Raw genomic sequence first — 9,032 nt, 5'->3', positions numbered from 1 at the left:
TAAACTGAAACTGAGTCATAATTAATTCCCTCCACAATGTTTTTCGTCGTTGATAACCATTGTGACCAAAAGGAATTAATTTGACTCTTTTTGTTTTTACACAATTATATGGACTTAATCCCAGCGGGAACTATGAAGCGTTCATAATGTCCGTCGAGAGGAAAAGAAAGAGCTAACGGGAACTATGAAGCGTCCTAACGCCCGTCGGGAGGAAAAGTGAAAGCCAACGGTAAATATGGAGCTTTTATAATGCCCATCGGGAAGAAAAACGAGAGCCGCCGGTAATTATAGAGTGAGCAATAACCGTTTTGCAGTGCCCCCAACCCCAAAAAAGGTAACAAACCTAACAAAAATACATTTTTTCAGTGTCCAAGTCCCCGCGCAAAGCTCGTTCGATTTTTTCCGAAATCCACCCCACGGACCATTTTTTATTCACCGTAACAAATGCTATAATGGTGGAATGGAATATGAAATAATCGCTAGCGTTCACAATAGAACAATACGATCAATATAGTCGCTTGGAGGAAGTAGTACGTGTACGATATTCGTGAATGGCGCCATGCATTTAAGCTGGACCCTAATAAAGAAATTTCGGAAGACCAACTTGAACAACTATGTGAATCAGGCACAGATGCCATCATCATTGGGGGAACAGATGATGTCACGCTTGAGAAAGTACTAGATTTAATGGCGAGAGTTCGCAGGTACACTGTACCATGTGTTTTAGAAATATCCAATATCGAATCAATTACCCCTGGATTTGACCTATATTTCATTCCCTCTGTATTAAATAGTACGGACCCCAGATGGATCATCGACTTTCATCATGAAGCAATTAAAGAATACGGGGATATCATGAATTGGGACGAGATTCATTTTCAAGGCTATTGTATCCTCAACGAAGATTGTAAGGTAGCGAAGCTGACGAAAGCAAAAACCGAACTGACACCAGATGATGTCGCGGCCTATGCGAGATTAGCGGAAAAAATGATGCAGCTACCAATTTTTTATCTAGAATATAGCGGTACTTACGGTGACCTACAAATGGTCCAAGCTGCAAAAAGAGTGCTCGACAAGACAAAGCTTTTCTATGGTGGCGGAATTGAAACTCTAGAACAGGCAAAAGAAATGGCACAACATGCTGATGTAATTGTCGTTGGCAACTCGATTTATACCGATTTCAACAAAGCGCTCGAAACAGTAAAAATTTGAATGACTGAGGCAAGTCATATACAATAGAATCAGAACAAATGTTTGGTGGTGAAAAGGATGCAATACTTAACAGATAAATTAATTAATGGCTTGAACCCGGAACAGCAAAGAGCCGTCAAGACAACAGAAGGGCCATTGCTCCTTATGGCTGGTGCGGGTAGTGGTAAGACAAGAGTGTTGACCCATCGAATCGCCTACCTCATGGTGGAAAAAAGAGTCAATCCTTACAACATTCTTGCCATTACTTTTACAAATAAAGCGGCAAGAGAAATGAAAGACCGTATCTACAATATGATGGGTGGCGTCGCAGATGAGATTTGGATTTCGACCTTCCACTCCATGTGCGTCCGAATTTTAAGAAGAGACATTGACCGACTTGGGTATAGTCGCAATTTCACGATTTTAGACTCGACGGACCAATTGACTGTTATCAAGAACATTCTTAAGGAAAAGAATATCGATCCAAAGAAATTTGATCCGCGTGCGATATTGGGTTCAATCAGCAGTGCGAAAAATGAATTGAAAACGCCTGAGGATTTTGCCAAATTAGCAGGTGGCTACTACGATCAAGTCACATCCGATGTGTATGATCTTTATCAAAAAAGACTGCGTAAAAATAACGCCCTTGATTTTGATGACTTAATTATGGTGACGATTCAACTTTTCCAACGTGTGCCTGAGGTCCTTGAATTTTATCAACGCAAGTTCCAATACATTCATGTGGATGAGTATCAGGATACGAACCGCGCCCAATATATGCTCGTGAAGCTTTTAGCAAGTCGTTTCCAAAACCTATGTGTTGTTGGGGACTCAGACCAGTCGATCTATCGCTGGAGAGGGGCGGATATTGCCAACATCCTTTCTTTTGAAAAAGATTACCCACGTGCACAAGTAATTCTTTTAGAACAAAACTATCGTTCAACAAAGACAATCCTAGATGCAGCGAACCAAGTGATTAAAAACAACTCGAACCGTAAGCCGAAAAATCTTTGGACGGAAAATGCGGAAGGGAACAAAATCTTTTATTATCGTGCGGATAGTGAGCAAACAGAAGCTCAATTTGTCACAGGAAAAATTAAAGAAGCGGTGGATAGTGGGAAAAGAACGTATTCTGATTTTGCTATTCTATACCGTACGAACGCTCAGTCCCGTGTAATGGAGGAAGTATTGCTCAAGTCGAACATTGAATACTCCATTGTCGGCGGCATCAAGTTCTACGACCGTAAAGAGATTAAGGACATCCTTGCTTACTTGCGTTTAATCGCGAATCCAGATGATGATATCAGTCTACAAAGGGTTATCAATGTACCGAAGCGTGGAATTGGTTCTACTTCAATGGATAAAATGGCGAACTTTGCAGCATTGCATGATATGTCTATCTATGATGCGCTTGAAACGGTTGAGTTAATGGGTTTAAGTCCAAAAACAACAAAGGCTGTTATCGAGTTCCGTGATTTAATTAAAGGCTACACAAACATGCAGGAGTACTTATCAGTAACAGAGTTAGTCGAAGAAGTACTTGAGAAAACGGGTTACCGTGAAGGATTAAAAGCAGAAAAATCAATTGAAGCAGAAAGTCGCCTTGAGAACATTGATGAATTTTTATCCGTAACAAAAGCATTTGAAGAAAGCAACGAAGATAAGAGTTTGGTTGCCTTTTTAACAGACTTAGCACTTGTTGCGGACATTGATAAATTAGATGACGATGGTGAGAAAGCCGATTCAGTAGTGTTAATGACACTCCATTCAGCAAAAGGATTGGAATTTCCTGTCGTGTTCCTTTTAGGATTAGAAGAAGGAGTCTTCCCGCATAGCCGTTCGTTAATGGAAGAAGCGGAAATGGAAGAAGAACGTCGCCTAGCTTATGTAGGAATCACACGTGCAGAGGAGGAGTTGTACATTACAAATGCGCAAATGCGTACGTTATTTGGACGCACGAGCATGAACCCAGCATCTCGCTTTATTCGAGAAATTCCGGAGGAGCTATTAGAAGATGCTCAACCGAAGAGAAAGTCAGCTTCACCGTTTGGGGGCTCACCATCAAGACCAGGACAAACAAGAGTAACGGGCTCTGGACCAGCTGTCACTCGTCCAGCCGTAACAAGACCTGTTGCAAACTCCACTGGTGGAGATGCGCTTGGCTGGAAGGTCGGGGACAAGGCTCAGCATGGTAAGTGGGGCGTTGGAACCGTCGTTAGTGTGAAAGGTGAGGGAGAAAGCATGGAGTTAGACATTGCCTTCCCAAGCCCAACTGGCATTAAGCGCCTTTTGGCGAAGTTTGCTCCAATTCAGAAAGTGTAAGAATGTGAATTTCGGTAATTCACAAAGAATGTGAATATGAAATGTCACAAAGAAAGGTGTGAATTTCATAATTACAATCTTATAGCCATATCCGAACAACATATAGTTGGAAAGGTTTAAGCCAACTATATGTTGTATCCTAATGGCGTGAAATCGATATTATGAAATTCACAAAGAAAGGTGTGGGGTTATGGACCTTTTAACGGCTGAAAAAGAAATACAAAAGCTACATCAACTATTAAATCAATATAATTATGAATACCATGTGCTTGACCAGCCATCTGTGCCAGATGCGGAGTACGACAAGCTAATGCAACAATTAATCCAGCTTGAAGAACAGTTTCCGCAGTTTAAGACATCGGATTCGCCAACTCAGCGTGTGGGTGGACATGTACTGGACATGTTTGAAAAAGTACAGCATGAAATCCCGATGCTTAGTCTTGGTAACGCGTTTGGTGAGCAGGATTTACGAGATTTTGACCGTCGTATTACGCAAGCGGTTGGCGAAGATCATTCCTATGTGTGCGAGTTGAAAATTGACGGATTAGCCGTATCTCTTCGCTATGAAAATGGACTGTTTGTACGGGGTGCAACACGTGGAGACGGTACAATCGGTGAGGATATTACAGCCAACCTCCGTACCGTTCGCTCGATTCCGTTACGTCTAAACGAACCGGTGACGATTGAGGTTCGTGGTGAGGTCTTTATGCCAAAGCGCTCCTTTGAAGCCTTAAATAAGGTAAAGAAGGAAAAAGAAGAAGAGCCATTTGCGAATCCGCGCAATGCGGCGGCAGGCTCACTCAGACAGCTTGATACAAAAATTGCAGCTTCTCGTAATCTCGATGTATTCCTATATAATATTGCGAGTACAGATGAGGTCGACGTGGATTCCCACAGTGAAGGACTTGATTACTTAGACCGCCTTGGATTTAAAACAAACCAAGAGCGGATGAAGTGCAAGAATATTGACGAAGTACTTGCGTTTGTGGAAAGCTGGACAGAGAAAAGACCGCATTTGCCTTATGAGATCGATGGGCTCGTTATTAAGGTTGATTCGTATGAGCAACAGCAACAATTAGGTTTCACGGCAAAAAGTCCGCGCTGGGCGATTGCGTATAAATTCCCTGCGGAAGAAGTTATCACGACGCTAAAAGAGATTGAGCTAAGCGTAGGACGTACAGGTGTCGTCACACCAACAGCGATTTTAGAACCGGTTCGTGTGGCAGGCTCAACAGTACAACGTGCTTCGTTACACAACGAGGATTTAATCCGTGAAAAAGATATCAAAATTGGTGACCAGGTAGTGATCAAAAAAGCTGGAGACATTATTCCAGAAGTGGTGAATGTTTTAGCAGACAGACGAACTGGAGAAGAAATTGATTTCCAAATGCCAACCCATTGTCCAGAATGCGAAAGTGAACTTGTTCGTTTAGAGGGAGAAGTTGCCCTTCGTTGTATCAATCCGAAATGTCCTGCTCAAATTCGTGAGGGACTAATTCACTTTGTTTCGAGAGATGCGATGAACATTGATGGATTAGGAGAAAAAGTGATTAGTCAGTTGTTTGCTGAACAGCTCATTCATGATGTGGCAGACATTTATAAGCTTACGTATGAACAGCTTATTGCTTTAGAACGTATGGGTGAAAAATCAGTTAGCAATCTACTACAAGCGATTGAAGCGTCTAAGGAAAACTCTTTAGAAAAGCTTTTATTTGGACTTGGGGTTCGTCACGTTGGAGCGAAAGCGGCGAAAACATTGGCGATTGAATTTAACACAATGGACAAATTAGCTAGCGCTACTTATGAGCAATTAACAGCAATTAATGAAATCGGAGATAAAATGGCTGATTCCATCGTTTCCTATTTCGAGCTTGAAGAAGTGCAAGAACTTTTACAAGAGTTAAAGGAAATCGGCGTGAATATGGAATACAAAGGTCCAAAGCCGGTTTCGATTGAAGATTCCACATCTATTTTTGCTGGAAAAACAGTCGTCTTAACTGGAAAGCTCGAGCAATTATCTCGCAATGAAGCGAAGGATGAAATTGAGCGACTTGGTGGAAAGGTAGCTGGAAGTGTCAGCAAAAAGACGCATTTAGTTATTGCAGGAGAGGATGCTGGTTCGAAGCTAGCAAAGGCGCAGGAATTAGGCGTAGAGGTTTGGACGGAAGAACAGCTGATTGAAGAGCTGAAAAAGAATTAATAGAAATAAGAGGTGTCAGTACCATGAGAAAAATCTCATTGGTCGTTTTCGCTTTAGTTCTTTTGTTAGTCGGATGTGCTCCGAATTTTCAAAAGGACCAGGAGATTGTGCAAGAAAAGGAAGATACAAAAGAGAAAGCGATTATTCCTAAATATAAGATTTCGGATCAGTACTACCAAACGATTTTACCATTCGAGCCTTCAGAGGCCCGTGGGTTAACGGTCAATAAGTTGAATACGCGATACGATATTGACGAGTTTGAAACAGGGTTAATGCGCATTGCCCAAAATACATTTAGCCCTGATAAGTATTTATTTCAAGAGGGCCAATATTTAGATCGAAAAACGGTTGGCTTATGGCTAAACCGAGAATACACAGACGCTCAGCTGAAGGAAGTTGGACTAAAGGCAGAAGAGAATATCGGTCTAAATCCTTTAGATCCTGGAACTGGCGATGTGAAAACAAGAAATAAAGAGAATCCTATTTATCTAGCTCATATTTTGGAGCATGATTATTTGGTAAAAGGGGAAGATGGTACGGCACATCTTGGCGGAATTGTCATTGGACTGGCGTTAAACTCTGTTCACTATTTCCAAGAGATTCAGTACGGTCCAACTTTTGAGACCAAAATTGAGCATGCAACGCTCGATAAGGAAGGTAAGAAGATTGCGAAGAAGGTAGTTAGCCGTCTACGACAAATCAAAGGATTATCTAAGGTGCCAATCACGATTGCGCTTTTTGAACAGGAAAGCAATTCTGCGGTTGTACCAGGAAATTTCTTTGCCTATGCAAATGTTTCAGAGGGTAGCACGAAACTCGGTGGCTGGGAAAATGTGAACGAGGACTATGTGTTATTCCCGTCTGATAATGCGGAAGACGACCATCGTGACGATTTAACGACTTTCTTGAACTTTAAGCAGGATGTAGAGGAATACTTTCCGAACTTCAACGGGGTTATCGGAAGGGCCTTCTACATTGAAAACGAATTACAGAAACTAAACATTGATATTCCGATTCAGTTTTACGGCAAAGCCGAAGCTGTTGGATTTACCCAGTATGTGACGGGGTTGATTTTAGAACACTTCCCTGACTATATTTCGGTTCAAGTGAATGTTTCCTCCGTTAATGGCCCAGAGGCATTAATTGTGAGAGAAGTCGATCAAAAAGAACCGTTTGTGCATATTTATGAGTAACGGGCAGACAGAGAATATTCTCTGTCTGTTTTTTTGCTTGTTTTGGGGTGTGGTGCTGATATTTACCGACAAATTCAGTTTGTACGCCAAGTTATGGCAATGGCACCCGAACGTGGCGTACAAAACAGAAATGCACGCCAAGATATGGCTGTGGAACCCATACGTGGCGTACAAATTAAGAATGTACGCCAAGATTGCTGCCGCTGACCGAGAAGATGGCGTACAAATCTGAAATACACGCCAGGTATAGACAACAGGCCCTGAACCTGACCGACAAACTCTAATCCTTCTACTAGTATCATCAATTCGCTATTTCAAACTACTAATTGTAAACCCTTCCTAAAATAACAATCTTTACAACCATCTAATTAGTCCTAATTTAAATACTATTCTAGATTATCAATTGAAGGACTCGGCTAAAACTGATAGAATGTGAGTGAGTTACGTTAATAGTTAGGCTAAGGAGGCGGTTTGATTGGTACAGGCATACAAGCATGAGCCATTTACAGATTTTTCAGTAGAAAAGGAACGTGAAGGCTATTTACAAGGGTTACAAACAGTTGAAGGCTATCTAGGCAAGGACTATGACCTTGTTATTGGAGGAGAGCGAATTTCAACTGATGACAAAATCGTTTCTATCAATCCATCAAATAAAGAAGAAGTGATTGGTCGTGTTTCAAAGGCAAACAAAGAGCTTGCTGAAAAAGCAATGCAATCTGCAGTGAAAGCGTTTAAAACATGGAAAAAAGCAAAGCCAGAAATGCGTGCAGACGTATTGTTCAAGGCGGCTACCATCATTCGTCGTCGCAAACATGAGTTTTCTGCTCTCTTAACAAAAGAAGCAGGGAAGCCGTGGAGAGAGGCTGATGCGGATACAGCAGAAGCGATTGATTTCCTAGAATACTATGCTCGTCAAATGTTAAAACTGAAAGACGGTGCACCGGTGCAAAGCCGTCCGAATGAAGATAACCGTTACAATTACATTCCACTTGGGGTTGGAGTCATTATTTCACCTTGGAATTTCCCATTAGCGATTATGGCTGGAACAACTGTGGCTGCAATCGTATCTGGTAACACTGTACTTCTAAAGCCAGCATCGACAACACCTGTTGTGGCGGCGAAATTTGTAGAAGTAATGGAAGAAGCAGGACTACCTGCAGGCGTTCTTAACTTTGTACCAGGAAGCGGTGCAGAGGTGGGAGACTATTTAGTTGACCACAAGGATACACGTTTTATCAGTTTCACAGGTTCTCGTGATGTGGGTCTCCGAATCTATGAAAGAGCATCTAAGCTTAATGAAGGTCAAATTTGGCTGAAACGTGTTATTGCTGAAATGGGTGGTAAGGATACAATCGTTGTCGATAAGGAAGCAGATTTAGAGCTTGCAGCACAATCGATTGTGGCTTCTGCGTTCGGATTCTCTGGTCAAAAATGTTCAGCTTGTTCTCGCGCTGTTGTCGTTGAAGACGTATACGATCAAGTGTTAAATCGTGTTGTTGAATTAACAAACGCGTTAACACAAGGAGATCCAGTTGATCAAAACAATTACATGGGTCCAGTGATTGACCAAGCAGCCTTCGATAAAATCTTGAGCTATGTTGAAATCGGGAAACAAGAAGGTCGCCTCATGACTGGTGGAGAAGGAGATAACTCAAAAGGCTTCTTCATTAAGCCGACTGTATTCGCTGATTTAGATAAAGATGCTCGTTTAATGAAAGAAGAAATTTTTGGTCCAGTTGTTGGTTTTACAAAGGCAAAGGATTTTGAGGAAGCAATCGAAATTGCCAACAACACGGAGTATGGATTAACTGGTGCGGTTATTACAAAAAATCGCGAAAATATGGAAAAAGCACGTGAAGACTTCCACGTTGGGAACCTCTATTTCAACCGTGGCTGCACAGGCGCAATCGTTGGTTACCAACCATTTGGTGGCTTCAACATGTCTGGTACTGATTCCAAAGCTGGTGGTCCAGACTACTTACTTCTTCATTTACAAGCAAAAACAACATCAGAAATGTACTAAAAAATTCAAGCAAACCTCTTTTCCTTCCGGAGAAGAGGTTTTTTGTTGTTGGTAAAAGCGAAAACAGCTATTCCGGAAACTCCACTCAAGCAACAAACTCTAC

The 9,032-nt window shown here is 41.8% G+C and carries 6 protein-coding genes; all 6 read left to right on the top strand.

Annotated features, from left to right (window positions below):
- The first annotated feature begins 534 nt into the window (after positions 1-534).
- The 6 genes from pcrB (at position 535) to pruA (ending at position 8,929) form a co-directional block, all read left to right on the top strand.
- On the top strand, positions 535-1,212 hold the full coding sequence (gene pcrB, locus FAR12_RS20905; RefSeq protein ID WP_126410712.1) for a heptaprenylglyceryl phosphate synthase: 678 nt from the start codon (positions 535-537) through the stop codon (positions 1,210-1,212).
- Positions 1,213-1,269: 57 nt separating this feature from the next.
- The gene (gene pcrA, locus FAR12_RS20900; protein WP_126410711.1) at positions 1,270-3,513 is read left to right on the top strand and encodes a DNA helicase PcrA; all 2,244 of its coding nucleotides are present in this window, start codon (positions 1,270-1,272) and stop codon (positions 3,511-3,513) included.
- A gap of 190 nt (positions 3,514-3,703) precedes the next feature.
- On the top strand, positions 3,704-5,713 hold the full coding sequence (gene ligA / locus FAR12_RS20895; RefSeq protein WP_126410710.1) for an NAD-dependent DNA ligase LigA: 2,010 nt from the start codon (positions 3,704-3,706) through the stop codon (positions 5,711-5,713).
- 23 nt (positions 5,714-5,736) lie between these two features.
- Complete coding sequence (locus FAR12_RS20890; protein WP_126410709.1) at positions 5,737-6,906, top strand: CamS family sex pheromone protein; 1,170 nt, start codon at positions 5,737-5,739, stop codon at positions 6,904-6,906.
- A 33-nt stretch (positions 6,907-6,939) separates the two neighbouring features.
- Positions 6,940-7,113 (top strand): hypothetical protein, encoded by a 174-nt coding sequence (locus tag FAR12_RS23595; protein WP_212734404.1) that lies wholly within the window; start codon positions 6,940-6,942, stop codon positions 7,111-7,113.
- 268 nt (positions 7,114-7,381) lie between these two features.
- Positions 7,382-8,929, top strand: a complete 1,548-nt coding sequence (pruA, locus tag FAR12_RS20885; protein ID WP_126410708.1) for an L-glutamate gamma-semialdehyde dehydrogenase — start codon at positions 7,382-7,384, stop codon at positions 8,927-8,929.
- The last annotated feature ends 103 nt before the right edge of the window (positions 8,930-9,032 follow it).

It is taken from the genome of Bacillus yapensis, from assembly GCF_005280205.1.
GTDB classification, from domain to species: domain Bacteria; phylum Bacillota; class Bacilli; order Bacillales; family Cytobacillaceae; genus Robertmurraya; species Robertmurraya yapensis.
This window is presented reverse-complemented; position numbering and strand designations above follow the sequence as displayed.

What these genes read in the sequence shown, in the direction of transcription:
- pcrA (WP_126410711.1), top strand. Translation starts at nt 1,270, where the DNA reads ATGCAATACTTAACAGATAAATTAATTAATGGCTTGAACCCGGAACAG.
- FAR12_RS20890 (WP_126410709.1), top strand. Translation starts at nt 5,737, where the DNA reads ATGAGAAAAATCTCATTGGTCGTTTTCGCTTTAGTTCTTTTGTTAGTC.
- ligA (WP_126410710.1), top strand. Translation starts at nt 3,704, where the DNA reads ATGGACCTTTTAACGGCTGAAAAAGAAATACAAAAGCTACATCAACTA.